Origin of the sequence: Streptomyces sp. NPDC004266 (assembly GCF_042874095.1) — a bacterium.
GTDB lineage: Bacteria > Actinomycetota > Actinomycetes > Streptomycetales > Streptomycetaceae > Streptomyces.
Genome location: NZ_JBIAMM010000011.1, coordinates 92,513 through 118,222, shown reverse-complemented (window position 1 = coordinate 118,222; position 25,710 = coordinate 92,513). Strand labels below are relative to the sequence as shown.

Annotated in this window: 27 protein-coding genes; 21 read left to right on the top strand and 6 right to left on the bottom strand. The window is 73.2% G+C overall.

From position 1 onward, the window contains the following. Positions 1 to 38: 38 nt before the first annotated feature. From ACFYUZ_RS25455 to ACFYUZ_RS25440, 4 genes are read left to right on the top strand one after another with little or no spacing between them, the layout of a single operon-like run. The gene (locus ACFYUZ_RS25455; RefSeq protein ID WP_389312869.1) at positions 39 to 1,205 is read left to right on the top strand and encodes an acyl-CoA dehydrogenase family protein; all 1,167 of its coding nucleotides are present in this window, start codon (positions 39 to 41) and stop codon (positions 1,203 to 1,205) included. Continuing rightward, the gene (locus tag ACFYUZ_RS25450; RefSeq protein WP_389312867.1) at positions 1,202 to 1,990 is read left to right on the top strand and encodes an SDR family oxidoreductase; all 789 of its coding nucleotides are present in this window, start codon (positions 1,202 to 1,204) and stop codon (positions 1,988 to 1,990) included. Before ACFYUZ_RS25455 ends, ACFYUZ_RS25450 begins: the two co-directional genes overlap by 4 nt. Further along, a complete protein-coding gene (locus ACFYUZ_RS25445) occupies positions 1,987 to 2,580 on the top strand; it encodes a TetR/AcrR family transcriptional regulator (protein ID WP_389312865.1) in 594 nt (197 codons plus the stop codon). Before ACFYUZ_RS25450 ends, ACFYUZ_RS25445 begins: the two co-directional genes overlap by 4 nt. A 33-nt stretch (positions 2,581 to 2,613) precedes the next feature. Beyond that, positions 2,614 to 3,771: an acetyl-CoA C-acetyltransferase gene (locus ACFYUZ_RS25440; protein ID WP_389312863.1), complete on the top strand. Its 1,158-nt coding sequence runs from the start codon at positions 2,614 to 2,616 to the stop codon at positions 3,769 to 3,771. Between the two features lie 150 nt (positions 3,772 to 3,921). On the opposite strand, the gene ACFYUZ_RS25435 is transcribed toward ACFYUZ_RS25440, so the two are convergent. The 5 genes from ACFYUZ_RS25435 to ACFYUZ_RS25415 form a co-directional block, all read right to left on the bottom strand. Beyond that, a complete protein-coding gene (locus ACFYUZ_RS25435; RefSeq protein ID WP_389312861.1) occupies positions 3,922 to 4,467 on the bottom strand; it encodes a VOC family protein in 546 nt (181 codons plus the stop codon). 93 nt (positions 4,468 to 4,560) lie between these two features. Continuing rightward, positions 4,561 to 5,610, bottom strand: a complete 1,050-nt coding sequence (locus ACFYUZ_RS25430; protein ID WP_389313181.1) for an NAD(P)H-dependent flavin oxidoreductase — start codon at positions 5,608 to 5,610, stop codon at positions 4,561 to 4,563. 11 nt (positions 5,611 to 5,621) lie between these two features. Then, the gene (locus tag ACFYUZ_RS25425; RefSeq protein WP_389312859.1) at positions 5,622 to 6,395 is read right to left on the bottom strand and encodes a CoA-transferase subunit beta; all 774 of its coding nucleotides are present in this window, start codon (positions 6,393 to 6,395) and stop codon (positions 5,622 to 5,624) included. Next, on the bottom strand, positions 6,392 to 7,240 hold the full coding sequence (locus tag ACFYUZ_RS25420) for a CoA transferase subunit A (RefSeq protein ID WP_389313179.1): 849 nt from the start codon (positions 7,238 to 7,240) through the stop codon (positions 6,392 to 6,394). The genes ACFYUZ_RS25425 and ACFYUZ_RS25420 overlap by 4 nt, the downstream gene beginning before the upstream one ends. Before the next feature lie 14 nt (positions 7,241 to 7,254). After that, complete coding sequence (locus tag ACFYUZ_RS25415; protein WP_389312857.1) at positions 7,255 to 8,034, bottom strand: enoyl-CoA hydratase family protein; 780 nt, start codon at positions 8,032 to 8,034, stop codon at positions 7,255 to 7,257. 78 nt (positions 8,035 to 8,112) lie between these two features. On the opposite strand from ACFYUZ_RS25415, the gene ACFYUZ_RS25410 reads away from it, so the two are divergent. The 10 genes from ACFYUZ_RS25410 (at position 8,113) to ACFYUZ_RS25365 (ending at position 17,151) form a co-directional block, all read left to right on the top strand. Then, positions 8,113 to 8,889 carry an SDR family oxidoreductase gene (locus ACFYUZ_RS25410; protein WP_389312853.1) on the top strand — a complete coding sequence of 259 codons (777 nt, stop codon included), beginning with the start codon at positions 8,113 to 8,115 and terminating at the stop codon, positions 8,887 to 8,889. Between the two features lie 39 nt (positions 8,890 to 8,928). Then, on the top strand, positions 8,929 to 9,840 hold the full coding sequence (locus ACFYUZ_RS25405; protein WP_389312851.1) for an SDR family oxidoreductase: 912 nt from the start codon (positions 8,929 to 8,931) through the stop codon (positions 9,838 to 9,840). Between the two features lie 677 nt (positions 9,841 to 10,517). Then, positions 10,518 to 11,300 carry a 2-keto-4-pentenoate hydratase gene (locus ACFYUZ_RS25400; protein ID WP_389312849.1) on the top strand — a complete coding sequence of 261 codons (783 nt, stop codon included), beginning with the start codon at positions 10,518 to 10,520 and terminating at the stop codon, positions 11,298 to 11,300. Positions 11,301 to 11,307: 7 nt separating this feature from the next. Continuing rightward, entirely contained in the window at positions 11,308 to 12,219 is a 912-nt protein-coding gene (locus tag ACFYUZ_RS25395) for an acetaldehyde dehydrogenase (acetylating) (RefSeq protein ID WP_389312847.1), read from the top strand. Between the two features lie 12 nt (positions 12,220 to 12,231). Continuing rightward, on the top strand, positions 12,232 to 13,254 hold the full coding sequence (gene dmpG / locus ACFYUZ_RS25390; RefSeq protein WP_389312845.1) for a 4-hydroxy-2-oxovalerate aldolase: 1,023 nt from the start codon (positions 12,232 to 12,234) through the stop codon (positions 13,252 to 13,254). Between the two features lie 26 nt (positions 13,255 to 13,280). Further along, a complete protein-coding gene (locus ACFYUZ_RS25385) occupies positions 13,281 to 14,435 on the top strand; it encodes a Rieske 2Fe-2S domain-containing protein (RefSeq protein WP_389312843.1) in 1,155 nt (384 codons plus the stop codon). Position 14,436: 1 nt separating this feature from the next. Then, on the top strand, positions 14,437 to 14,739 hold the full coding sequence (locus ACFYUZ_RS25380) for a ferredoxin (protein WP_389312841.1): 303 nt from the start codon (positions 14,437 to 14,439) through the stop codon (positions 14,737 to 14,739). Beyond that, positions 14,732 to 15,778 (top strand): 2Fe-2S iron-sulfur cluster-binding protein, encoded by a 1,047-nt coding sequence (locus ACFYUZ_RS25375; RefSeq protein WP_389312839.1) that lies wholly within the window; start codon positions 14,732 to 14,734, stop codon positions 15,776 to 15,778. The genes ACFYUZ_RS25380 and ACFYUZ_RS25375 overlap by 8 nt, the downstream gene beginning before the upstream one ends. A 13-nt stretch (positions 15,779 to 15,791) precedes the next feature. Beyond that, positions 15,792 to 16,568, top strand: a complete 777-nt coding sequence (locus tag ACFYUZ_RS25370) for an SDR family oxidoreductase (protein ID WP_389312838.1) — start codon at positions 15,792 to 15,794, stop codon at positions 16,566 to 16,568. 109 nt (positions 16,569 to 16,677) lie between these two features. Then, entirely contained in the window at positions 16,678 to 17,151 is a 474-nt protein-coding gene (locus ACFYUZ_RS25365) for an SRPBCC family protein (RefSeq protein ID WP_389312836.1), read from the top strand. Here the strand turns inward: ACFYUZ_RS25365 and ACFYUZ_RS25360 are convergent. Then, positions 17,135 to 18,013, bottom strand: a complete 879-nt coding sequence (locus tag ACFYUZ_RS25360; protein WP_389312835.1) for an IclR family transcriptional regulator — start codon at positions 18,011 to 18,013, stop codon at positions 17,135 to 17,137. The two genes, ACFYUZ_RS25365 and ACFYUZ_RS25360, sit on opposite strands and share 17 nt — an antisense overlap. A 182-nt stretch (positions 18,014 to 18,195) precedes the next feature. Here ACFYUZ_RS25360 and hsaA (ACFYUZ_RS25355) point away from each other — a divergent pair, with 182 nt between their 5' ends. The 7 genes from hsaA (ACFYUZ_RS25355) (at position 18,196) to ACFYUZ_RS25325 (ending at position 25,710) form a co-directional block, all read left to right on the top strand. Further along, complete coding sequence (hsaA, locus tag ACFYUZ_RS25355) at positions 18,196 to 19,365, top strand: 3-hydroxy-9,10-secoandrosta-1,3,5(10)-triene-9,17-dione monooxygenase oxygenase subunit (RefSeq protein WP_389312833.1); 1,170 nt, start codon at positions 18,196 to 18,198, stop codon at positions 19,363 to 19,365. Between the two features lie 118 nt (positions 19,366 to 19,483). Continuing rightward, entirely contained in the window at positions 19,484 to 20,650 is a 1,167-nt protein-coding gene (hsaA, locus tag ACFYUZ_RS25350; RefSeq protein WP_389312831.1) for a 3-hydroxy-9,10-secoandrosta-1,3,5(10)-triene-9,17-dione monooxygenase oxygenase subunit, read from the top strand. Between the two features lie 12 nt (positions 20,651 to 20,662). Beyond that, positions 20,663 to 21,532, top strand: a complete 870-nt coding sequence (gene hsaD / locus ACFYUZ_RS25345; protein WP_389312829.1) for a 4,5:9,10-diseco-3-hydroxy-5,9,17-trioxoandrosta-1(10),2-diene-4-oate hydrolase — start codon at positions 20,663 to 20,665, stop codon at positions 21,530 to 21,532. A gap of 26 nt (positions 21,533 to 21,558) precedes the next feature. Further along, complete coding sequence (locus ACFYUZ_RS25340; RefSeq protein WP_389312828.1) at positions 21,559 to 22,452, top strand: VOC family protein; 894 nt, start codon at positions 21,559 to 21,561, stop codon at positions 22,450 to 22,452. After that, positions 22,440 to 22,928, top strand: a complete 489-nt coding sequence (locus ACFYUZ_RS25335) for a flavin reductase family protein (protein ID WP_389312826.1) — start codon at positions 22,440 to 22,442, stop codon at positions 22,926 to 22,928. The genes ACFYUZ_RS25340 and ACFYUZ_RS25335 overlap by 13 nt, the downstream gene beginning before the upstream one ends. Next, positions 22,928 to 23,797, top strand: coding sequence for a MaoC/PaaZ C-terminal domain-containing protein (locus ACFYUZ_RS25330; RefSeq protein ID WP_389312824.1), 870 nt, complete (start codon positions 22,928 to 22,930; stop codon positions 23,795 to 23,797). Before ACFYUZ_RS25335 ends, ACFYUZ_RS25330 begins: the two co-directional genes overlap by 1 nt. A 233-nt stretch (positions 23,798 to 24,030) precedes the next feature. Beyond that, positions 24,031 to 25,710, top strand: coding sequence for an FAD-dependent oxidoreductase (locus ACFYUZ_RS25325; protein ID WP_389312822.1), 1,680 nt, complete (start codon positions 24,031 to 24,033; stop codon positions 25,708 to 25,710).

Below are 25,710 nucleotides of genomic sequence, written 5' to 3'. Positions count from 1 at the left end.
CCTTCCCTAACAAGTGTTTGGTAGGTTAACGTACGGCCATGAGCAACGTCGAGGAGTTCCGCAGAGAGGTCCGCGGCTGGCTGGGCGCCAACCTCACGGGCGAGTTCGCCGCCCTGCGCGGGCGCGGCGGCCCCGGACGGGAGCACGAGGCGCACGCCGAACGCCTCGCCTGGGAGCGGCACATGGCCGCGGCGGGATGGACCTGCGTCGGCTGGCCCGAGGAGTACGGCGGACGGGGCGCGACCCTGGAACAGCAGGTCGCCTTCCACGAGGAGTACGCCCTCGCCGACGCCCCCGCCCGCGTCAGCCACATCGGCGAGCAGCTCCTGGGGCCCACCCTCATCGCCTTCGGCACGCCCGGACAGCGCGAGCGCTTCCTCCCGAAGATCGTCACCGTCGAGGAGCAGTGGTGCCAGGGCTACTCGGAGCCGGACGCCGGCTCCGACCTGGCCAACGTGCGCACCCGCGCCGAACGGGACGGCGAGGACTGGGTGGTCACCGGCCAGAAGGTCTGGACCTCACTCGCGCACGAGGCCGACTGGTGCTTCGTCGTCGCCCGCACCGAACCCGGCTCCACCCGCCACCACGGCCTGTCCTACCTGCTCGTCCCCCTGGACCAGCCCGGAGTCGAGATCAGGCCCATCGTCCAGCTGACCGGCACCTCGGAGTTCAACGAGGTCTTCTTCGACGGGGCCCGCACCCACGCCTCCCACGTCGTCGGCGCCCCCGGCGACGGCTGGCGGGTGGCCATGGCCACCCTCGGCTTCGAGCGGGGCGTGTCCACCCTCGGCCAGCAGGTCGGCTTCCGCCGCGAGCTGGAAGCCGTCGTCGAACTGGCCAAGCGCAACGGCGCCGCCGCCGACCCGCTGATCCGCGACCGCATCGCCCGCGCCTGGATCGGCCTGGAGACCATACGCTTCAACGCCCTGCGCATGCTCGACGGCGTCGCCGCCGGAGCCCCCGGCCCCGAGGCCTCCATCGGGAAGATCTTCTGGGCCACCTGGCACCGGGAGCTCGGCGAGCTCGCCATGGACGTCTGCGGAGCCGCGGGGATGCTGGCGGACGGCGAGCCGTACGACCTCACCGACTGGCAGCGGCTCTACCTCTTCTCCCGCTCCGACACCATCTACGCCGGCTCCAACGAGATCCAGCGGAACATCATCGCCGAGCGCGTCCTCGGCCTGCCCAAGGAGGTCCGCCCATGACCGGCACACCACCCCCCTACGTGCCGGGCCACGGCCTGCTCGCCGGCCGCGGCGCCGTCGTGACCGCCGCCGCCGGCGCCGGCATCGGCGGCGCGACCGCCCGGCGGCTCCTGGAGGAGGGCGCGCGGGTCGTCCTCTCCGACGCCCACGCCCGCCGGCTCAAGGAGTCCGAGGCCGAGCTGGCCGCCGAGTTCGGCTCCGACCGCGTCGCCGCCCTGCCCTGCGACGTCACCGACGAGACCCAGGTCGCCGCCCTGTTCGACCTCGCCGCCGAACGCCACGGACGCCTCGACATCGTCGTCAACAACGCCGGCCTCGGCGGCACCGCCGACCTCGTCGACATGACCGACGAACAGTGGGACAAGGTCCTCGACGTCACCCTCAACGGCACCTTCCGCTGCACCCGCGCCGCGCTGCGCCGGATGAAGGCCGGGGGCGCCGGGGGAGTCGTCGTCAACAACGCCTCGGTGATCGGCTGGCGCGCCCAGAAGGGACAGGCCCACTACGCCGCCGCCAAGGCCGGCGTCATGGCGCTCACCCGCTGCGCCGCCCTGGAGGCCGCCGAGTACGGCGTGCGCGTCAACGCCGTCTCCCCGAGCCTGGCCATGCACCCCCACCTGGTGAAGGTCACCACCCCCGAACTCCTGGAGGAGCTGACCTCCCGCGAGGCCTTCGGACGCCACGCCGAACCGTGGGAGGTGGCCAACGTGATCGTCTTCCTGGCCAGCGGCTACTCCTCGTACCTGACGGGCGAGGTCCTCTCCGTCAGCAGCCAGCACCCGTGAGACCGGCGCCGGAGCGGCGCCGCGAGATCCTGGACACGGCGGCCGAGGTCTTCGCCGCCCAGGGGTACGACGCCACCACCGTCCGCCGCATCGCCGACGCGGCCGGCCTGCTCGCGGGCAGCCTCTACTACCACTTCGACTCCAAGGAGTCGATGCTCGACGAGATCCTCCGCGCCTTCCTGGACGAGCTGTGGGCCCGGTACGACGCCGTGCTCGCCGCCCTGCTCGGCCCCCGGGAGACCCTGGAGGCCCTCGTCACCGAATCGTTCCGGGAGATCGATCGGCACCGCGCCGCCGTCGCCATCTACCAGAAGGAGTCCGGGCACCTGCGGGAGCAGCCGCGCTTCGGCTATCTCGCCGGCTCCCAGCGGAGGTTCGAGGAGGCCTGGCTCAGGACCCTGGAGCGCGGCGTGGCCGCCGGGGTCTTCCGCACGGACCTCGACGTCCGGCTCACCTACCGCTTCGTGCGCGACACCGTCTGGGTCGCGGCGTCCTGGTACCGGCCGGGCGGACAGCACAGCCCGGAGGAGATCGCCCGCCAGTACCTGTCGATGGTCCTGGAGGGCATCGCCCCCGCCACCCGTACATGACATGACATCGTGGACAGAGAAGAAGGAGCCGTCATGGCCGAGGCCTACATCGTCGAAGCGGTCCGCACCCCGGTCGGCAGGCGGAACGGCGGACTGTCCGCCGTTCACCCGGCCGACCTCGGAGCACACGTCCTGAAGGCGCTCATGGAGCGTTCGGGCGCCGACCCGGCCGCCGTCGAGGACGTCGTCTTCGGCTGCCTGGACACCGTCGGCCCGCAGGCCGGCGACATAGCCCGCACCAGCTGGCTGGCCGCCGGACTCCCCGAGGAGGTGCCCGGCACCACCGTGGACCGGCAGTGCGGCTCCTCCCAGCAGGCCCTGCACTTCGCCGCGCAGGGCGTCCTGTCCGGCACCCAGGACCTGGTGGTCGCGGGCGGCGTGCAGAACATGTCGATGATCCCGATCGCCTTCGCCAGCCGCCAGGCCGCCGACCCGCTCGGCCTGACCGAGGGCCCGTACGCCGGCTCCGAGGGCTGGCGCGCCCGCTACGGCGACCAGCCGGTCAACCAGTTCCACGGCGCCGAGCTCATCGCCGCCAAGTGGGACATCTCCCGCCGGGACATGGAGGAGTTCGCCCTGCGCTCGCACCAGCGGGCCGCCCGCGCGATCGACGAGGGCCGCTTCGACCGCGAGATCGTCCCGTACGGGGACGTCACCACCGACGAGGGCCCGCGCCGCGACACCACCCTGGAGAAGATGGCCGGCCTGAAGGCGCTGGTCGAGGGCGGCCGGCTGACCGCAGCGGTCTCCTCGCAGGTCTCCGACGGGGCCTCGGCGATGCTGATCGCCTCGGAACGCGCCGTACGCGAACACGGGCTGACCCCGCGCGCCCGCGTCCACCACCTGTCGGTGCGGGGCGAGGACCCGATCCGGATGCTGTCCGCCCCCATCCCGGCGACGGCGTACGCGCTGAAGAAGGCCGGGATGACGCTCGACGACATCGACCTGGTGGAGATCAACGAGGCCTTCGCCTCGGTCGTCCTCGCCTGGCTGAAGGAGACCGGCGCCGACCCGGAGAAGGTCAACGTCAACGGCGGGGCCATCGCCCTGGGCCACCCCCTCGGCGCCACCGGCACCAAGCTGACCACCACCCTCCTCCACGAACTGGAGCGCACCGGCGGCCGCTACGGCCTCCAGACGATGTGCGAGGGCGGTGGTCAGGCGAACGTGACGATCATCGAGCGCCTCTGACGGACGAGGTCCCCGCGCCGGCCCCGGACCGTCCGGCCGGAGGCCGGCGCGGGCTCCCGAAGCCCGGGAGGCCCCCTGGGGCCGAGCGGCGCGAGGGGGCCGTCGGGGAGGGGCCGAGGGGCGAGAGCGGTGGTCAGGCGAACGTGACGATCATCGAGCGCCTGTGACGCCCGAGCCGAAGAGCCGCTGCCAGACCGTGTGATCGGTGCGGGGACCGCCGGGGGTCTCCGCGCCGTACGCCTCGATCTCCGCCTCGATGTCGAGGGGCCGGGTGGGCGAGGTCATCGCCGAGAGCTCGCCGGCGACGGCCGCGTCCGGGACCAGCCAGCAGACCTCGAACTCGATGCCGTCCGGGTCCCGGGCGTAGAGCGCCTTGGTGGAGGCGTGGTTGCTCGCCCCCGTCAGGGCGCCCGCCTCCGCGAGGCGGGTCCGCATGCGCCGCAGCTCGGCCAGGGTGTCCACCTCCCAGGCCAGGTGGTACAGGCCGACCCGCCCGGTGGCGTGCCCGGGACCGCGCTCCGGGGACTGGAACAGACCGAGGTCGTGGTCGTTGGCGGAGCCCGCCGCCTGGAGGAAGGCCGCCCCGGGGAACGCCTGCGGAAGCGGCCGGAACCCGAGGACGTCGCGGTAGAAGGCGAGGCTGCGCTCCAGGTCGGAGACGAAGAGGACGGCGTGGTTCAGCCGTTGGATCGGCATGGCGGTTCCGTTCGGATAGGTGCGGTGCGGTTCGGGTGGAGCGACACGGGTCCGCCGGGGTGAAAGCACCCCGGCGGACCCGTGTGCGTCGGGTCAGTCCCGGGCGGGCAGCGCCTGGAGCGCGGCGCGGGCCTCCTTCATCAGCCGGTCCACGAGCTCGGCGCAGGACGGCAGGTCGTCGATCAGCCCCGCGACCTGACCGGAGGCCATCACGCCCAGGTCGGTGCGGCCCTCGACCATGGACGCCTTGAGCAGCATCGGGGTGTTGGCGGCCAGCAGGACCTGGCTCCACGTCAGGTCCTTGCCGTGCTTCATCGCCAGGCCGTCCCGGACCATCTGCGCCCAGCTCATGCCGGAGTCGCGCCGGAAGGCCGCGGCGTGCCGGACCGCCCGCAGCAGCGAGGCGGCCCGGCCCGAGCGCTCCAGCGCGTCGACCAGCTCCGTGCGCAGCATCCGGTGCGGCAGTCCGTCCACCTTGGTGGTGACGGTGACGTCCGTGACGGCCGCCGCGAGGTAGCGGGCCTTCACCGCGTCGGGGACCGTGCTGTCGGAGGTGAGCAGGAAGCGCGTGCCCATGGCGATCCCGGCCGCGCCGTACGCGAGGGCCGCGACCAGGCCGCGACCGTCGTGGAAGCCGCCGGCCGCGACGACCGGGATGTCCACGGCGTCCACGACCTGCGGGAGCAGGACGGTGGTGGCGACGCTGCCGGTGTGGCCGCCGCCCTCCCCGCCCTGCACGATCACCGCGTCGGCGCCCCACGCGGCGACCTTCTCGGCGTGCCGCCTGGCCCCGATGGAGGGGATGACGACGACCCCCGCGTCCTTGAGCCGGGCGATCAGCTCACGGGACGGCGCGAGCGCGAACGAGGCGACCTTCACGCCCTCGTCGATGATGATCCGGACGCGTTCGCCCGCGTCCCCGGCGTCCGCGCGCAGGTTCACGCCGAAGGGCGCGTCCGTGCGGGACTTCACCTCGCGCACCGCCGAGCGGAGCTGGTCGACGGTCATCGTCGCCGACGCCAGGATGCCGAGCGCCCCGGCCTCGGCGGTGGCCGAGACCAGGCGGGGACCGGCCACCCACCCCATGCCGGTCTGCACGACGGGGTGGCGCACCCCGACGAGCTCGGTGAGGCGGGTGGGAATCGTGGCGTCGCTCACGAGGGGACCTCCCGGTCGCGCAGCCCCTTCGGGTCGATCTCCTCGCGGATCAGCCGCAGTTCCTCGGCGGTGGGCTCGCGGGTGTACGGCACCTCGTCGGGGACGGTCAGCGCGAAGCCGGTGGCCTCCCGAACCCGCTCGACGGTGACGCCGGGGTGCAGCGAGCGCAGCCGCATGGTGCGGTCCGGGGTCTCGAAGTCGAAGACGCCCAGGTCGCTGATGACGTCCGGGAGGCGGTGGTAGCGGGTCGCGGAGGGGCCCGCCGCGGCGGCCCGGTCGTAGCCGACGCCGCAGACCATGTCGACCCGCTCCACGAAGACGCGCGTCGAGTGCTTGGGGACCCAGTAACTGGTCGGATTGTTAAGGGTGTTGACCGGCGCGCCGCGCACGCCGAGGAGCTGGCGCTTCGGCCGCGCCCAGTCGCCGATGCAGCTGATGTTCTGGTTGCCGTACCGGTCGAGCTGGCTCGCGCCCATCATCACGTGCCGGCGCCCGGTGGCGACCATGGCCAGGTGCTGGCGGTACGGCAGCCAGCCCTCCACCACCCGGGGCGCGGCGCCGACCGCCGGCACGTCGGCGATGAGCAGCGCCTCCCCGTCGGTCAGCAGCAGCTCGGGGGCGAAGGTGAGCTTCGCGAGGCGGGCGCCGATCATCGGGACGGTGCCCATGGGGCTGGCCAGGACCTCGCCCGCGTCCCGCCAGGCCTCGGCACAGGCGACGACGCAGTACTCGGCCCGGGTCGCCGTCGTGGGGGTCTCGGTGCCGCTCATGCTTCCTCCTCGTGGAACGCCGCGACCGCGGCCTGGTAGGCGTCCTCGTCGCCGGACAGGAACCGGGCGGTGAACTCCCGCCAGGCCTCCGGGTCCCGGGCCGCCTTCACGTAGGCGCGCTGGAAGGCCTCGTCCCGGTCGTGGTCGGGGGCGCAGGAGGTGAAGTGCGCGCCGTTCGGCGTCTCGACGACGCCGTCGACGAAGGCCCGCTTGAGCAGCAGCGACTGGGGTCCCGCGTCCTTGAGCAGCTCCGAGGTCTCCACGATCCGCTCGCAGGAGACGTACGCGGCGTCGGCGGCCTCGCAGAACAGGTCGTCGAAGTACGGGTCGGGCCCCAGGTACTGGCCGTTGCCCTGCGCGTCGGCGCGGTTGAGGTGGACGAGCGCGGCGTCCAGCCGCAGCGCGGGGACGGCGACGAGCTCCTCGCGGTCGTCGTACGGGGACGTGACGGTCCGCAGCGAGGGGTTGACGGTCATCACGTCCGAGGCGAGTCCGGCCCGGATGGGCATGAAGGGCAGCCGGTGCACGGCGGCGGTCAGGCCCCACATGAGCATGGCCTCGTCCAGCTCCACCAGCTCGAAGGCGCCGCGCTGCCGGGCCGCGCCGAAGTGCGGCTCCAGGGGCACGGAGTCGAGCGTGGCGAAGGCCGCGACCAGCTTGCGGATCTTCCCGGCCGCGGCGAGCAGCCCGATGTCCGGGCCGCCGTACGAGACCACGGTCAGGTCGGTGACGTCGGACCGCAGCAGGGCCCGTACCAGCGCCATCGGCTTGCGGCGCGAGCCCCAGCCGCCGATGCCGATCGTCATCCCGCTCCGGAGCCGTCCCACGACCTCCTCGGCGGTCATCGTCTTGTCCCTGCTCACGACTGCTCCTCGTCCGTGTCGTCCGTGTCGACGGTGCTGCCCTTGCCGAAGGTGTCGCGGACCCGGTCGGCGACACCGCTGAGACTGGCCTCGAAGGTGAAGCCCTGTTCGAAGCGGTAGCTGCGGTGGACGTCCACCGGGTCGATGCCGTTGATCGCGGCCTTGGCGAGCCGGATCAGCTGTCCGTCCTTGGCCGCGATCTCCCGCGCGAGTTCGAGCGCCGCGTCGAGCAGCCGCTCGCGCGGGACGACCCGCCAGACCGAGCCGTGCCGGTGCAGCTCCTCGGCGGTGACCGTGCGCGAGGTGTAGTAGAGGGCCCGCATCAGCTGCTGCGGGACGAGCCGGGCGAGGTGCGTGGCCGCGCCGAGCGCGCCCCGGTCCAGCTCGGGCAGGCCGAAGGCCGCGTCCTCGGAGGCGACGATCGCGTCGGCGTTGCCGACCAGGCCGATGCCGCCGCCGAGGCAGAAGCCGTGCACGGCGGCGACCACCGGCACCTCGCAGTCGTAGACGGCGGCGAAGGCCTCGTAACAGCCGCGGTTGGCGCCCAGGAGGGCGTCGTGTCCGGCCGTGCGCTGGATCTCCTTGATGTCGACGCCGGCGTTGAAGCCGCGGCCCTCCGCGGTGAGCACGACGCAGCGCACCTCGGGATCGGCGCCGGCGGCGCGCACCGCCGCGGCGAGGTCGTACCAGCCCCGTACGGGGAGGGCGTTGACCGGGGGGAAGTCGACGGTGACGACGGCGACGCCCTTGTCGGGGGCGGAGGTGGAGACACCCATGAGCAGATCAGCTACCTTTCCACCAAACGTTTGTTAGGTGGAAGATAGCAGCGGTTCGCACGCTGCGGGAGGTGTCCATTGGCAGTCACCATCGATCTGTCGGGAACCGTCGCCGTCGTCACCGGCGGCACACGGGGCGTCGGCGCCGGAATCGCCCGAGCCCTGCTCGAAGCCGGCGCGGAGGTCGTGACCTGCGCGCGACGGGCCCCCGGGAAGCCCGTCCAGGCGGCGGGGCGCACGGCCCGCTTCCTCCCCGTCGACCTGCGCGACCCGGCCGCCGTCGCGGACTTCTTCGCCCGGGTCCGCGACGACCACGGAAGGCTGGACGTCCTGGTCAACAACGCCGGGGGAACCCCGTTCCGGATGCTCGGCGACGGGAGCGCCGAGCAACAGGCCCGCGTCATCGAACTGAACCTCGTCGCGCCGCTGACCGCCTCCCTCGCCGCGTACGAGGTGATGCGCCTCCAACGCGGCGGCGGTTCCATCATCATGATCGGCAGCGTCAGCGGCACCCGTCCCTCACCGGGCAGCGCGGCCTACGGCGCCGCCAAGGCCGGCCTCGACAACCTCGCCCGGTCCATGGCGGTGGAATGGGCGCCGCTGGTCCGGGTCAACACGCTCGTCCCCGGCATGGTGCGCACCGAACTGTCCCACCTGCACTACGGCGACGAGGACGGCATCGCCTCCGTCGGCCGCACCGTGCCGCTCGGCCGGCTCGCCGAACCCGCCGACATCGGGGACGCCTGCGCCTTCCTCGCCTCCGACAAGGCCGCCTACATCACCGGCGCCAGCCTGCTCGTCCACGGCGGCGGGGAACGTCCCGCCTTCCTGGACGCGGCGACGGTCAACCACTGAGACCACCGAACCCACCGAACCCACCGAAAGGCACCCACCATGACTGGACTGTGCGACGGACGCGTCGTCATCGTCACCGGCGCCGGCCGAGGCCTCGGCCGCGCGCACGCGCTCGCCTTCGCCGCCGAGGGCGCCAAGGTCGTCGTCAACGACCTCGGCGTCGGCCTCGACGGCACCGGAGGCGGCGCGGGGCCCGCCCAGCAGGTCGTCGACGAGATCACCGCCTCCGGCGGGGAGGCGGTCGCCCACGGCGGCGACATCGCGACGACGGACGGCGCGGCCTCACTCGTCACCGCGGCGCTGGACGCCTTCGGCCGCCTCGACACCCTCGTCAACAACGCCGGCTTCCTCCGCGACCGGATGCTGGTCAACCTCGGCGAGGACGACTGGGACGCCGTCATGCGCGTCCACCTCAAGGGCCACTTCCTGCCGCTCCAGCACGCCGCCGCGCACTGGCGGGCCGAGACGAAGGCCGGACGCGAGCCCGTCGCCCGCGTCGTCAACACCAGCTCCGGCGCGGGGCTGCTCGGCAGCGTCGGGCAGGGCAACTACGCCGCCGCCAAGGCCGGGATCGTCGGCCTCACGCTCGTCGCCGCGGCCGAGATGGGCCGGTACGGGGTCCAGGTCAACGCGATCGCCCCCGCGGCCCGCACCCGGATGACCGAGCAGACCTTCGCGGAGACGATGGCCGCGCCCCCGGGGGGCGGCTTCGACGCGATGGCCCCGGAGAACGTCTCCCCCCTCGTCGTCTGGCTCGGCTCCGCGGCCTCGGCCGGCGTCACGGGACGGGTCTTCGAGGCCGAGGCGGGCCGGATCACGGTCATGGAGGGGTGGCGGCCGGGCCCGACGGCCGACAAGGGGGCGCGCTGGACGCCGGCGGAGGCGGGCGAGACGACCCTGAAGCTCCTGGCGGCCTCGGAACCCCCGCAGCCGGTCTACGGCACGAACTGACCCCACGGCGCGAGCGCCCCCACGCGGCGCGCTCCAGGCTGGCACGCGGCGCGCTCCGCCTGTGGGGCCCTCGCCCCTGGCGGGTGTGGCGCTCCCGCCCCGTGCGGCCCCCGCCCCGCCGGTGGGCCCGTGCGGGCCCGCGCCCGCCGGGCGGTGCCCTGGCCCACCGCCGTGTGGGCTGCGCCCGGCGGGGCGGTGCCCCCTGGTGCCCGCCGTGTGGGCAATCGTCCCGCTGGGCGGGACGGGTGGGCACACGGGACGGCGCCCTTCAGCGGCGCCCCGCGCTCCGTGCCTGGACCCGCACCACGTGTGCGCCGTACCTGCGGGTGCGGGTTCAGGCGCTTGAGCCTCTGGCGCCGGCAAGGGCGCCGTTCCGTTGTGCCCACCCTCCCCCAAGCTCTCGGCTTCGCTCGAGCAGGGGGGACCCCCTCGCCCCAGCGGAACAACTGCCCACAACGGAGGCGGGAGTGGGCACCGCCCGGCGGGCGCAGCCCGCAACGAGGCGGGGCACCGTCCCATTGGGCGCAGCCCGCAACGGGGCGGGCGTCAAGCCATTGGGCGCAGGCCGCAACGGGCGGTGGGCTTTCCCGCTCACCGGGAACTGGCGCTCCCAGGCGCCCCCGGCCCCGTCCTAGCCTCCCCGGACAGCCCCAACCGCCCCGCAGGAGGGACCCGCCATGCTCACGGACCGCCAGAGACACGAGGCGGCCGAGCTGCTCCGCTCCGCCGAACAGCACGTCACGCCGATCGCCCCGCTGACCGAGGCGTTCCCCGGCATCGGCACCGAGGACGCGTACGAGATCCAGCTCGTCAACATCCGCCACCGCCTCGCGGCCGGGGCGGAGGTGCGCGGTCACAAGGTCGGCCTGTCCTCGCCGGTCATGCAGCGGATGATGGGCGTCGACGAACCGGACTACGGCCATCTGCTCGACGACATGGAGCTCCGGCCGGAGATCCCCGTCCGCGCCGCCCGCTACTGTCACCCCCGCGTCGAGGTCGAGGTCGGCTTCGTCCTCGGCGACGACCTGCCGGGGGAGACCTGCACCCCGGCGGACGTCCTCGCCGCGACCGAACGCGTCGTGCCCGCCCTGGAGCTGATCGACAGCAGGATCCGGGACTGGCGGATCACCATCGCCGACACCATCGCGGACAACGCCTCCTCCGCCGGATACGTCATCGGGGAGGGCCGGGACCCCCGCGAGCTCGACCTCACGGCGATCGACGCCCGGCTGACCGCCGGCGGCGAGCTCCTCGCCGAGGGCCGCAGCGACGCCGTGCTCGGTGACCCGGTCCGCTCCGTCGCCTGGCTCGCCCGCACCGTCGCCCGCTTCGGCGTGCCGCTGAAGAAGGGGCACGTGGTGCTGCCCGGCTCGTGCACCCGGGCCGTCGACGTGGCGGCCGGGGCGACCTTCACCGCCGAGTTCACCGGCCTTGGCTCCGTCTCCCTCTCGTTCATCTGAGGTGATCATGACCATCAAGACAAAGGCGACCGCCGCCATCGTCGGTTCCGGCAACATCGGCACCGACCTGCTGTACAAGCTGCTGCGCTCCGAACACGTCGAACCCCGTTGGATGATCGGCGTCGACCCCGAGAGCGAGGGCCTCGCCCGCGCCGCCCGCGCCGGTCTTGAGGCCAGTCACGAAGGCGTCGACCGGCTGCTCGCCCAGGACGAGAAGCCCGACATCGTCTTCGAGGCCACCAGCGCCTACGTCCACCGGGCCAACGCCCCGCGCTACGCGGAGCTCGGCATCAAGGCCGTCGACCTGACGCCGGCGGCCGTCGGCCCCGCCGTCGTCCCGCCCGCCAACCTCCGCGAGCACCTCGACCGGCCCAACGTCAACATGATCACCTGCGGCGGCCAGGCCACCATCCCCATGGTGTACGCGGTCTCGCGCGTCGTCCCCGTGCCGTACGCGGAGATCGTCGCCTCGGTGGCCTCCGTCTCCGCCGGCCCCGGAACCCGCGCGAACATCGACGAGTTCACCCGCACCACCTCGCGCGGCATCGAGACCATCGGCGGCGCCGGGCGCGGCAAGGCCATCATCATCCTCAACCCGGCCGAGCCGCCCGTCATCATGCGCGACACCGTCTTCTGCGCCATCCCCGAGGACGCCGACCGGGACGCCATCGCCCTCTCCGTCAAGGAGATCGCCGAGCAGGTCGCCTCGTACGTCCCCGGCTACCGCCTGCGCGCCGAGCCGCAGTTCGACGACCCGAGCCCGGAGAACGGCGGGACCGCCCGCGTCGCGATCTTCCTGGAGGTGGAGGGGGCGGGCGACTACCTGCCGCCCTACGCCGGAAACCTCGACATCATGACCGCCGCCGCCACCAAGGTCGGCGAGGAGTTCGCCAAGGCGCTCCTCGCGCCGGGCGCGTAAGGAGCACACCGCATGCCCTACTCGGACACCCTCGACATCCGGATCACCGACTCCTCGCTGCGCGACGGCTCGCACGCCAAGCGCCACCGGTTCACCGCCGAGGACGTGCGGTCCGTCGTGGCCGCCCTCGACGACGCCGGCGTCCCCGTGATCGAGGTGACGCACGGCGACGGCCTCGGAGGATCCTCCTTCAACTACGGCTTCTCGAAGACGCCCGAACAGGAACTGATCAAGGTCGCGGTCGACACCGCGCGGCGGGCCAGGATCGCCTTCCTCATGCTCCCCGGGCTCGGCGTCAAGGACGACATCCGGGCCGCCCACGGCAACGGCGCAGGCATCTGCCGCATCGCCACCCACTGCACCGAGGCCGACATCGCGGACCAGCACTTCGGACTCGCCCGGGAGATGGGCCTGGAGACCGTCGGCTTCCTGATGATGGCCCATTCCACGACCCCCGAGAAGCTGGCCCGGCAGGGCAGGATCATGGCCGACGCGGGCTGCCAGTGCGTGTACGTCGTCGACTCGGCCGGCGCCATGGTCATGGACGACGTCACCGCCCGGGTCGAGGCCCTGCTCGCCGAGCTCGGCGACGACGCCCAGGTCGGCTTCCACGGTCACGAGAACCTGGCCCTCGGCACCGGCAACTCCATCGCCGCGGTCAAGGCCGGAGCCCTGCAGATCGACGGCTCCACCCGCCGGCTCGGCGCCGGCGCGGGCAACACCGCCGTCGAGGCCCTGGTCGCCGTCTGCGCCAAGATGGGCATCCGTACCGGCGTCGACGTACTGAAGATCATCGACGCGGCCGAGGACGTGGTCCGCCCCGTCATGGACGACGAGTGCCGGCTCGACCGGCTCGCCCTCCTGATGGGCCACGCCGGCGTCTACTCCAGCTTCCTCAAGCACGCCTACCGGCAGGCCGAGCGCTACGGCGTCTCCGGCGCCGAGATCCTCCTGCGCGCCGGCGAGCGCCGCCTGGTCGGCGGCCAGGAGGACCAGCTCATCGACATCGCCGTGGAACTCGCCGCACAGAAGTGAACCGACAGAACACCAGGAGGGACCAGATGACTGCTCTCAACGACGAGGTCCGGGTCATCGACGCGGGCAGGCCGCCGACGCGGTTCGCCCGTGGCTGGCACTGCCTCGGCCTCGCCGACGCCTTCAAGGACGGCAAGCCGCACGAGATCGAGGCCTTCGGCACCAAGCTGGTGGTCTTCCAGGGCCAGGACGACGGCCTGCTGCACGTCCTGAACGCCTACTGTCCCCACATGGGCGGCAACCTGGCCCAGGGCAGCGTCAAGGGCGACGCCGTCGCCTGCCCCTTCCACGACTGGCGCTGGTCGGGCGACGGCCGCTGCGCCGGCATCCCGTACGCCCGCCGGGTCCCCCCGCGCGCCAGGACCCGCGCCTGGACCTCACTGGAGCGGAACGAGCAGCTCTTCGTCTGGCACGACCCCGAGGGCAACCCGCCGCCCCCCGAGGTGACCGTCCCCGAGATCGCGGGCATCCACGGCCCCGACGCCGACCAGTGGAGCGACTGGACCTGGAAGACCCTCCGGGTCGAGGGCGCCAACTGCCGCGAGATCGTGGACAACGTCGTGGACATGGCGCACTTCTACTACGTCCACTACGCCTTCCCCGAGTACTTCAAGAACGTCTTCGACGGCCACGTCGCCACCCAGTACATGGAGAGCAGCCCCCGCGGGGACATGGATCTGGGCACCCTCAGCTCCGGCCGCCTGCGCTCCGACGCCTCCTACCACGGCCCCTCCTACATGATCGACCACCTCTACAGCGACGTCGGCGGCGGCGCGGAGATGGAGATCGTCCTGATCAACTGCCACTACCCGATCGACGAGAACAGCTTCCTGCTCCAGTACGGGGCGATCGTGAAGCGGCTCCCCGGAATGACGGACGAGCAGGCCGCCGACGCCGCACGGCTCACCGCCGAGGGCGCCACCGTCGGCTTCGAGCAGGACGTGGAGATCTGGCGGAACAAGACCCGGATCGACAACCCCCTGCTCACCGAGGAGGACGGTCCCGTCTACCAGTTGCGCCGCTGGTACGAGCAGTTCTACGTCGACGTCGCCGACGTCAAGGACGAGATGACCCGCCGCTTCGAGTTCGAGATCGACACCCGGCGCGCCAACACGGCATGGCGCGCCGAGGTCGAGGAGAACCTCGCGCGCCGCGCGGCGGAGACGGAAAGCGGAGCCTGACATGCGAGCGGTGGAGTGCGCGGCCTGCGGCAACCAGGTCCTGTGCGAGAAGTTCAGCGTCGCCCACACCTCCGTGCAGTGGACGGCCGACGCCGCCGTCGCCTGCGCGGAGTTCCGCGACCGGGTGCGCCCGGGCGTGACCACCGCCCGGATGCGGACCTGCCGGGCCCTGCGGGCGAGCATCGACCGCGCGGTCGAGGACGGAGACCTGACGGTCGGCACCCTGGCGCCGGGCGGCCCGGAGTCCGGCACCCCGGAGTCCCGCACGGCAGGCACCGCGACCACGGAGGCCGACGATGCCTGAGCCCACGACCAGCTCTCGCACCCACCGGCTGCGCGTCGTCGAGGTCATCGCCGAGACGGCCGACGCGCACTCCCTGGTGCTCCAGGCACCGGCGGAGAGCGCGGACCGCTTCACGTACCGCCCCGGGCAGTTCCTCACCCTGAAGCTGCCCGGCACCGACGGGAGGCCGGCCGCCCGCTGCTACTCCCTCGCCAGCTCGCCCCACACCGGCGAGCCCCTGAAGATCACCGTCAAACGGGTCGCCGGCGGATACGGCTCCAACTGGGTCTGCGACCGCCTGGCGGCCGGGGACGAGCTGGAGGTGCTGCCCCCGGCCGGCACCTTCACCCCGGACTCCCTCGACGACGACCTGCTGCTCGTCGCCGGAGGCAGCGGCATCACACCGGTCCTGTCGATCGCCAAGTCGGCCCTGGCCGACGGCCGGGGCGGAGTGGTGCTGCTGTACGCCAACCGCGACGAGTCCTCGGTCGTCTTCCGCGACGAACTGCGCACCCTGACCCAGGCCCACCCGGACCGGCTGCTCGTGCTCCACTGGCTGGAGTCGCTCCAGGGCCTGCCCTCCGTGGACCGGCTGGCCGCCGCGCTCGCGCCCTACGCCGGCCGCGAGGCCTTCGTCTGCGGACCGCAGCCGCTCATGGACGCCGTCGAGCAGGCGCTGCGCACGCTCGGCGCGCCCGGCGACCGCATCCACCGGGAGCGGTTCTTCTCCCTCGGCGCGGACGTCTTCGACACCCCTGAGGTGCCGCGGCACACGGCGGCCGAGGGCGGCACGACCGCCGAGGTCGAGCTCGACGGCGAGACCCGCACGGTCGCCTGGCCGCCGACGGCGCCCCTGCTCGACGTGCTCCTCGCCGCGGGCGTGGACGCCCCGTACTCCTGCCAGGAGGGCGCCTGCAGCGCCTGCACCTGCCGGGTCGTGGCCGGCGAGGTCAAGATGCTCCGCAACGACGTCCTGGACGACCAGGACATCGCCGAGGGATACGTCCTGGCCTGCCAGGCCCTGCCCCTCACCGACCGGGTCGAGATCACCTATTCCTGACGAGGAGACCGTCATGTCCCGAACCTGCCTGGTCACCGGAGCCGCCTCCGGCATCGGCAAGGCCACCGCCGACCTCCTGCGGCAGCGCGGTCACACCGTCATCGGCGCCGACCTCGCCGACGGCGACATCCACGCCGACCTGTCCACCGCCGAGGGCCGGGCCGAACTCGTCGCCCGGGCACGCGAGCTGACCGGCGGCCGTCTCGACGCCGTCGTCTCCTGCGCGGGCGTCGCCCACTTCGACCCCCTCACCGTCAGGGTCAACCACTTCGGTGCCGTGGCCACGCTCGACGGACTGCGTCCGCTGCTCGTCGCCGGCACCGATCCCCGGGCCGTGGTCGTCGGATCCGTCGACTCCGTCCACCCGGTCGACCCCGCGATCGTGGACGCCGCGCTCGCCGGGGACGAGGAGGCGGCGGTGGCCGCCTCCCGGGCGGCCGTCGACCGCGGCGAGGGACACCTCGTCTACTCCTCGTCGAAGGCGGCGATCTCCCGCTGGGTCCGGCGCGCCGCCCCCACCGGGGCCTGGGCCGGCGACGGCGTCCCGCTCAACGCCGTGGCCCCCGGCGTGGTCGTCACGCCCCTGACCCGGCCGCTGCTCGACGACCCCGAGATGCGGGGGCTCGTCGAGCGGAGCGTGCCGATGCCGCTCCACGGCCATGCCCGCCCCGAGCAGATCGCCCCGCTCATCGCCTGGCTGGCCTCGCCCGAGAACGCCCTCGTGACCGGGCAGGTCGTCTTCGCCGACGGGGGCGCCGACGCGGTCCTGCGCGGCGACCGCACCTGGTGACGACCCGTACGAGGACACCTGGCACCGCCTGGAGGGGCACCCGTGCGGGTGCCCCTCGCCGCACACCCGTACCCGTACCCGCACCCGTATCCGTCACGAGGAGACGCCCGTGAACGCCCGTAACGAGGAGACGCCCGTGAACCCCCGTACGCTCGAACGCTCCGCCGTCGTCCCGGCCGCCCCCGACGCCGTGTGGGCCCTCATCGGCGACTTCGGTGCCCTCGCCGACTGGCATCCCCACGTCCCGCCCTCCACCCTGGAGGACGGCGGCGACCCCGCCGTCCCCGGGACCGTCAGGGTCTTCGCCGTCGACGGCGAGGCCGTCGCCCGGGAGCGCCTGCTCGACCGTGACGCGGCCGGCCGCTCGTACCGCTACACCCTCCTCGACCCCGTCATGCTCCCGGTCCACGACTACGTGGCGACGCTCGCCGTGCGCCCGCACCCCGACGGTGCCGAGGTCCGGTGGTCGGCCGCCTACCGGAGCACGGACGACGTCGTGCCCCGGGTGGAGTCGGTCTTCGGGGACGGCACGTACGGCACCGGCCTCGCCGCCCTGCGGGCGCGCTTCACATCCAGTCGCTGAAGCGCAGCCAGGCCATCATGTCGTCCATCGAGGGCCGCGGAAGCCCCACGGGTCCCGCGCCGACCGGCTGAGCCCGCTTCTCCGGCTGCCGTCCCGGGCCGAACATCGACTGCCACACCGACCGCGCGCAGCCGCGCACGGCCGGGGCCAGCCGCTCCATCTCCCGGTGGACGCCGTGGCCGCTCACCGAGATCGCGGCGACGGCCCGGCCGGCGCCGCGCAGCGGGGCGGCCACGCAGAACACCCCCCGGTACCCCTCCTCGTGGTCGAAGGCCACGCCGCGCTCCCGCGTCATCGCCAGCTCACGGCGGAAGGACTCGGGGCGGGTGATGGTGCGCGGGGTGCGGGCCCGCAGCCCGTCCCGGATCACCTGCTCCACCGGCGCCTCGTCCCCGAAGGCCAGGATCGCCTTGCCCGAGGCCGTGCAGTACGCCGGCTGCCGCCCGCCCGTGCGCGAGGGCACGACCGAGTCGTCCGAACCGCCGATGCGCTCCAGATAGACCACCTCGGAGCCGTCGAGCACCGTCAGGTGCACCAGATGGCCGGTGGACTCGTGCAGCGCGTGCAGATGGGGCAGCGCCGCCCGGCGGAGCCGGTTGTGGTGCGAGGCCATGGCGCCGAGCTCCAGCATTCCCATGCCGAGCCGGTAGTCCCGGCCCTCGCGCTCCAGCCAGCGCAGCTGCACCAGCTGGTCGAGGATGCGGTGCGCGGAGGAGCGGCGGATGCCCGAGCGCTGCACCACCTCGGTGAGGGTGAGCCGGGGCCCCGCGCTCTCGAAGGCGCTCAGCACCTTCGCCGCCTTCTCCAGCAGGGACAGAGGCGGCGTCCCGGCCTCGACAGCCTCGACAGCATGGGTCGTCATCGACACCTCCCACACGGACAGCACAGCCGAATGGCCCTGGGCCCAGTCCGTAATCTCCGGTATTGCGTGGAGATTGCCAGAGGATGACGGGCGCTGGGAAGGGGGAGTTCCGTCTCGGAACAGTAACGCGTAGGTTCCTTCTCGTCACGGTACGACCGGACCGGAATCCGAGAGGGGCACCCATGCGCGACGACGACGTTCTCGCGGCGGTCCGCGCCCTCGCCCCCGCCCTGCGCGAGCGCGCGGCCGAGGCGGAGGCCCTGCGCCGGCTGCCCGACGCCTCCGTCGAGGAACTGGAGGCCGCCGGCTTCTTCCGGCTGCTCCGGCCCGGGGCGTACGGCGGACTCGCCGCCGACCCCGCCGTCTTCTACGCCGCCGTGCACGAGATCGCCAAGGCCTGCGGATCGACCGGCTGGGCGGCGTCGGTCCTCGGCGTCCACCCCTGGTACGTGGCCCAGTTCGACCCCCGGGCACAGGAGGAGGTCTGGGGCGCGGACGAATCCACCCGGATCTGCTCCTCCCACGCCCCCACCGGGAAGGTCACCGCCGTCGACGGCGGCTTCCGGCTCTCCGGCCGGTGGCACTTCTCCGCCGGCTGCGACCACGCCCGCTGGGCCCTGCTCGGCGGCCTCGTCACCGACGGCGAGGGCCGCCCGGTCGACATGCTGACCTTCCTGGTGCCGAGCGCCGACTACCGCGTCGACGACGTGTGGGACACCGTCGGGCTGCGCGGCAGCGGCAGCAACGACATCCTCGTCGGGGACGCCTTCGTCCCCGCCCACCGGGCGCTCGGCTACGGCCCGGTGACCGTGCTGCGCTGCCCCGGGCACGAGGTCCACCCCGAGCCGCTGTACCGGCTGCCGTACGCGGCCGTCTTCACCACCGCCATCTCCACCGCGATGGTCGGCATCGCCGAAGGCGCCCACGAGGACCAGATCACCGCCGCCCGCGAGCGCCTCCGGGCCGAGCCCGGCCGACGGACCGCGGAGGACCCCTTCGCCCAGGTGCGCATCGCCCGCGCCGCCGGCGAGATCGACGCCGCCCGGCTGCAGCTCGCCCGCAACATGGCGGAGCTGTACGCGGTCGCGCGCGACGGGGCGGAGATCCCGATGGAGCTGCGGGCCCGCACCCGCCGCGACCAGGCGCTCGCCACCGAACGCGCCATCACCGCCGTGGACCTGCTCATGGAGAACGCCGGCCGAGGGCCGCTGCGGGTGGGCGACGACGTCCTGCAGAGGGCCTGGCGCGACCTGCACACCGGCCGCGGCCAGGCGGCCAACGACGTGGAACGGGCCCTGGTCCTCTACGCCCAGGACGCCCTCGGCATGGACGTCCACGACCCGATGCTCTGACCCGCCGGAGCCCTCCCGCATGAGGGTTCCCGCTCAGTGGGAGCAGCGCATTTCGCTGCCGCACGGCACGCCGTACGGTCCTGGCATTCCCCCACCACGACCCGAAAGGGGATGCCCCATGGCCGATGACGTCCTGGCAGCGATCCGTGACCTCGCTCCCGCCCTGCGCGACCGCGCGGCCGAGGCCGAGACGCTGCGACGCGTGCCCGACACCTCCGTCAAGGAGTTGGAGGACACCGGCTTCTTCCAGCTGCTCCAGCCCAAGGCCTTCGGCGGTCGCGCGGCCCACCCGGTGGTCTTCTACACGGCGGTCAAGGAGATCGCCAAGGCGTGCGGCTCGACCGGCTGGGTCGCCTCCGTGGTCGGCGTCCACCCCTGGCACGTCGCCCTCTTCGACCCCCGCGCCCAGCAGGAGGTGTGGGGGCAGGACCCCAAGACCCGCATCGCCTCCTCGTACGCCCCCACCGGCAAGGCCACCGCCGCCGACGGCGGCTTCCGGCTCTCCGGCCGGTGGCACTTCTCCTCCGGCTGCGACCACGCCCGCTGGGCCCTCCTCGGCTGCATCGTCACCGACGGCGAGGGCAACCCGGTCGACATGCGCACCTTCCTCGTCCCCCGGTCCGAGTACCGGATCGACGACGTCTGGGACACCGTCGGCCTGCGCGGCACCGGCAGCAACGACGTCGTCGTCGAGGACGTCTTCGTCCCCGACCACCGCGCCCTGAGCTTCGGCCCGGTCACCGCGCTGGAGGTCCCCGGCCACGAGGTCAACCCCGAGCCGCTGTACCGGCTGCCGTACGCCGGGGTGTTCACCACCACCATCTCCACCCCGATCGTCGGCATCGCCGAGGGCGCCTTCGAGTCGTACGCCGAGGCCACCCGGCAGCGGTTCCGCGTCTCGTACGGGCAGAAGGTCGCCGAGGACCCCTTCGCACAGGTCCGGATCGCCCGCGCGGCCAGTGACATCGACGCGAGCTGGCTGCAACTGACCCGCAACATGGGAGAGATGTACGCCCTCGCCGAGCGCGGCGAGGAGATCCCGATGGAGCTGCGCACCCGCACCCGCCGCGACCAGGTCCTCGCCACCGAACGCTCCGTCGCGGCGGTCGACCTGCTGATGGAGAACTCCGGCGGCAGCGCCATGCGCACCGGCCCCGGCCTCGTCCAGCGCGCCTGGCGCGACGCCCGCACCGGCCGCGGCCACGCCGCCAACGACCCCGAGCGGGCCCTGGTCATGTACGGGCAGAGCGCGCTCGGCATCGACATCCAAGACACCATGGCCTGAGAGGCGTTGACGATGGCAGAGCTCACTTACGAGTCGACCTCCCGCACCGCCAAGGCGGCCGGGCTCACCCTCCACCACCACGAGGCCGCGCCCGCCGGCCGACCCGACGCCCCCGTCGTGATCATGCTGCACGGCGGCGGCCCCGGCGCCTCCGCCTGGAGCAACTTCGGCCGCAATCTCCCCGTCTTCGCCGAACACTTCCGCACGCTCCTCGTCGACCAGCCCTGCTTCGGCCGCTCCGACAAGCCGGAGCTCGACAAGGACTACTTCAGCTTCAGCGCGGACGCCGTCGCCGCCCTCATGGACGAACTGGCCATCGAAAAGGCGCACTTCGTCGGCAACTCCCTCGGCGGCGGCACCGCCGTCCGCATGGCCCTCGACCACCCGGACAAGGTGGGCAAGCTCCTCCTGATGGGGCCCGGTGGAGTCTCCGTCAACCTCTTCGCCCCCGACCCGACCGAGGGCATCAAGCGGCTCTTCGAGTTCAACGCCTCACCCGAACCCACCAAGGAGCAACTGCGCGCTTTCCTCGGTGTGATGGCGTACGACCAGTCCATCGTCACCGACGAACTCGTCGAGGAGCGCTGGGCCTCGGCCACCGACCCCGAGACCCGGCTCGGCAGCGCCCGGATGGGAGCCTCGTTCGCCGACCCCGCCTGGGTCGGGGACACGATGCTCTGGCGCGAGGCCCACCGGATCACCCACCCGGTGCTCCTCACCTGGGGCCGCGAGGACCGCGTCAACCCCCTCGACGGCGCGCTCGTCGCCCTCAAGACCATCCCCGACGCGCGTCTGCACGTCTTCCCGCACTGCGGCCACTGGGCCCAGACCGAGCGGGCCGACGAGTTCAACCGCCTCGCCGTCGACTTCTTCTCCCACTGAGACCCTCCACAGAAGGGGTGCACACCATGGACATCCGCGCTCTCGGCTACCTGCGCCTGGAGACCACCACCCTGGACGAGTGGCGCCGCTACGCGCTCGACGTCCTCGGCATGGTGGAGGCATCCGGCACCACCGAGGACACCCTCTGCCTCCGCCTGGACGACCGCGCCTACCGCATCGTCATCCAGGCGGGCGAGAGCGACCGGCTCCTCGCCGCAGGCTGGGAGGTGGCGAACGCCGCCGCACTCGCCCGCGCCGCCGAGGAGCTGGAGGAGGCCGGCGTCGCCGTCAAGGCCGCCGACCCCGCCGAGCTCGCCGAGCGCCGCGTCCAGGGCCTGATCCACGTGACGGACCCGGGCGGCAACCCGCTGGAGATCTACTGGGGCCAGGCACAGGACCACACCGCGCTCGGCACCCCGTACGGCAACCGCTTCGTCACCGGCGACCTGGGCCTCGGCCACGTCGTGCTCCCCGTGCCGGACATCGAGGCCGCGCTCGACTTCTACGAGAACCTGCTCGGCTTCCAGCTGCGCGACTCGATGAAGCTGCCGCCCCAGGCCGTCCCGACCGCCACCGAGCAGCGGGACTTCCACTGGATGCACTTCCTCAGTCCCAACCGCCGCCACCACAGCCTCGGCCTCTACCCGGGTGCGCTGCCCCCCGGCATCGTGCACTTCATGGTGGAGCTGGAGACCCTCGACGACGTGGGCCGCGGCCTCGACCGCATGCACGCCGCCGGCATCCCCATCGCCTCCAGCCTCGGCCGCCACACCAACGACCGCATGGTGTCCTTCTACGCCCAGGCCCCCGGCGGCTTCCAGGTCGAGTACGGCTGGGACGGCCTCGTCGTCGACCCCGCCACCTGGGTCGCGAAGGAGATCACCGCCGACAGCTTCTGGGGCCACCAGTGGAACGGCTGATACCGCCCTCCGAGTTCCGGGACGTGCTCGGCCGCTTCGCCAGCGGCATCACGGTGGTGGCGACGCTCGACGCCGACGGCACGGAGCCCGTCGGCTTCGCCTGCCAGTCCTTCGCCTCCCTCTCCCTCGACCCCCCGCTGGTCATGCTGGCCGTCGGCAAGAACTCCACCAGCTGGCCGAGGATCGAGCGCGCGGGCCGCTTCTGCGTCAACATCCTCGCCGAGGACCAGCAGGCCACCTGTGCCGCGCTCGGCCGCAGCGGCCCCGACAAGTTCGCCGGGGTCCCCTGGAGCGCGGGCGAGCACGGCACCGTGCGCATCGACGGAGCCCTCGCCCACGTGGAGTGCGAACTCGACGCGGTCTACGAGGCCGGCGACCACCACCTGGTCACCGCGCAGGTGGTGGCGCTCGACGCCGGAGAGGACGGCCGGCCGCTGCTGTTCTTCCGCAGCCGCTACGCCGTGGGAGCCTTCTGATGCCCCTCGACGTCGAGAAGGCGACCTCCGCGCCGCCGGTGCGCACCGACGTCGGGTGGGACGAGCGCGACGTACGGCTCTACCATCTCGCCCTCGGCGCGGGCGTCCCCGAGACCGACCCGCGCGAACTGCGCTACACCTACGAAGGACACGAGCGGGGCCTCCAGGTCCTGCCCACCTTCGGAGTCGTCGCGGGCGGGACCGGCGGCGTCGGCTTCCAGGTCTTCGACCTGCCCGGCGTCGACATCGACCTGGCGAAGGTGCTGCACGGAGGCCAGGAGATCACCGTGCACCGCCCGCTGCCCGCGGCGGCCCGGGCGACCGCGGTCACCCGCGCCGCGGCCGTGCACGACAAGGGCAAGGCCGCCGTCATCGTCCAGGAGTCCGTCCTCCTCGGCGAGGACGGCGAGCCGCTGATCACCCAGCGCAACCAGATCTTCGTCCACGGGGAGGGCGGCTTCGGCGGCGACCGAGGGCCCTCCGATCGCCTCCCCGCCCCCGACCGCGAGCCCGATCTGGTGGCCGAGATCCCGACGCTCCGTCAGCAGGCCCTGCTCTACCGGCTCACCGGCGACTGGAACCCGCTGCACGCCGATCCCGCCACCGCCCGGCGGGCGGGCCACGACCGCCCCGTCCTGCACGGCCTCTGCACCTTCGGGATGGCGGTCAAGGCCGTCACCGACCGCCTCCTCGGCGGCGACGCGAGCGCGGTCGCCGCCTGCCGCACCCGCTTCGCCGGGGTCTTCTTCCCCGGCGAGACCCTGCGGCTGCGCGTCTGGGACACCCCCGACGGCTACCTGCTGACGGCCACGGCCGCGGACCGCGAGGACGCGCCGGTCCTCACCGACGCGCGGATCACCGCGCGATGACCCGGCGGCCGGGGCGGGGGACGGCCCGCCCCGGCCGCCGACCCACACGGCCTGCCTGACCATTCGCGCCGGGTCCGGCCCGCCCGGCACGCACGCTCGCCGCACGGCCGATGCACCCAAGTAGCTCCGCTACGAGGGCGTCCCCGGCCGCACGCCGATCGCACGCACCGGACGACCCGGCCTGATCCGACGCGAATGGTCAGACAGGCCCTGACACGACCAGGGAGAACCGCATGAACGACCAGTGGGACCACACGTACGACGTGGTGGTCGTCGGCTCCGGCGCCGCCGGCATGGCCGCGGCCATCACCGCCCGACTGCGCGGACTGACCGCCCTGGTGGTGGAGAAGACCGACGTCTACGGCGGTTCGACCGCCCTGTCCGGCGGCGCGATCTGGGTCCCGAACAACTTCCACCTGGACGCCGCCGGCCTCGGCGACACGCCCGAGAAGGCCCGCGCCTACCTGGACGCCACGGTCGGCGACCGGGTCCCCGCCGAGCGCAAGGACGCCTACGTCACCCACGGACCGCAGATGGTGAGGGAGTTCCACGACCGCACGGCCGTGAGGTTCGTCTACACCCCCGGCTACTCCGACTACTACCCCGAGCGGCTCGGCGGCTACCCGCAGGGCCGCTCCGTCGAACCCCAGATCTTCGACTTCAGGAAGCTCGGCCCCGAACAGCGCGCCACCATGCGCCGCGCCGGGCTGCCCACCTACGGCCTCACCATCACCTCGAAGGACTTCCGGCAGCTGAACATGGTGGCACGCACCTGGGCCGGCCGCCGCACCGCCGTCAAGGTCGGCGCCCAGGCGGTCGGGGCGAAGCTCACCGGCAAGGAGCTGCTCTCCCTCGGCGAGGCGCTGATCGCCCGCATGCGGCACTCGCTCGACGCCCTCGGCGCGGACCTGTGGCTCTCCGCCCCGCTGACCGGCCTGGTCGAGGAGGACGGCCGGGTCACCGGCGTCCGGATCACCAGGGACGGCCGGGAGCTGGGCATCCGGGCGACCGGCGGCGTCGTCCTCGCCTCCGGGGGCTTCTCCCACGACCAGCGGCTCCGCGAGAAGCACCTGCCGGCGCCCACCTCCACCGAGTGGAGCTCCGCCTCCGACGGACAGACCGGCGACGCCCTGGAGCCGGCCGTGGCCCTCGGCGCCGCGACCGACCTGATGGACAGGGTCTGGGGCGCGCCCTCGGTGGTGCCTCCCGAGGGCAGGCCCTTCTTCCTCGTCGCCGACCGCGGCGTTCCCGGCATGGTGATCGTCAACGCGGTGGGGGAGCGCTACGCCAACGAGGCCGCCCCGTACCACGAGTTCGTCGACGCCATGTACGCCAACGACAGGCCCGGGGCGACCACCGTGCCGTCCTGGCTGATCCTCGACGCCACCGCCAGGGCCCGCTACATCTTCATGGGCCTCTTCCCGGGACAGGCGTTCCCCAAGCCGTGGCTGGAGAGCGGTTTCGTCAGGAAGGCCGCGACCGTCGAGGAACTGGCCGGCCGGATCGGCGTCGCCCCGGAGCGGCTGCGGGCCACCGTGGACCGCTTCAACGGCTTCGCCCGCGCCGGCCGCGACGAGGACTTCCACCGCGGCGACAGCGTCTACGACCGCTACTACGGAGACCCCACCCTGCCCAACCCCAACCTGGCGCCGCTGGAGAAGGGCCCCTACTTCGCGATCCCCGTCCACCCCGGCGACATCGGCACCAAGGGCGGCCTGGTCACCGACGCGACCGCCCGCGTCCTGCGGGAGGACGGCACGCCCATCGACGGCCTGTACGCCTCCGGCAACGTCTCGTCCGCCGTCATGGGCGAGACCTATCCGGGCCCCGGCGCGACCATCGGCCCCGCCATGACCTTCAGCTGGCTCGCGGCCGACCACATCGCCCGGACGCGCTCCGCCGGGGCGCGGTGA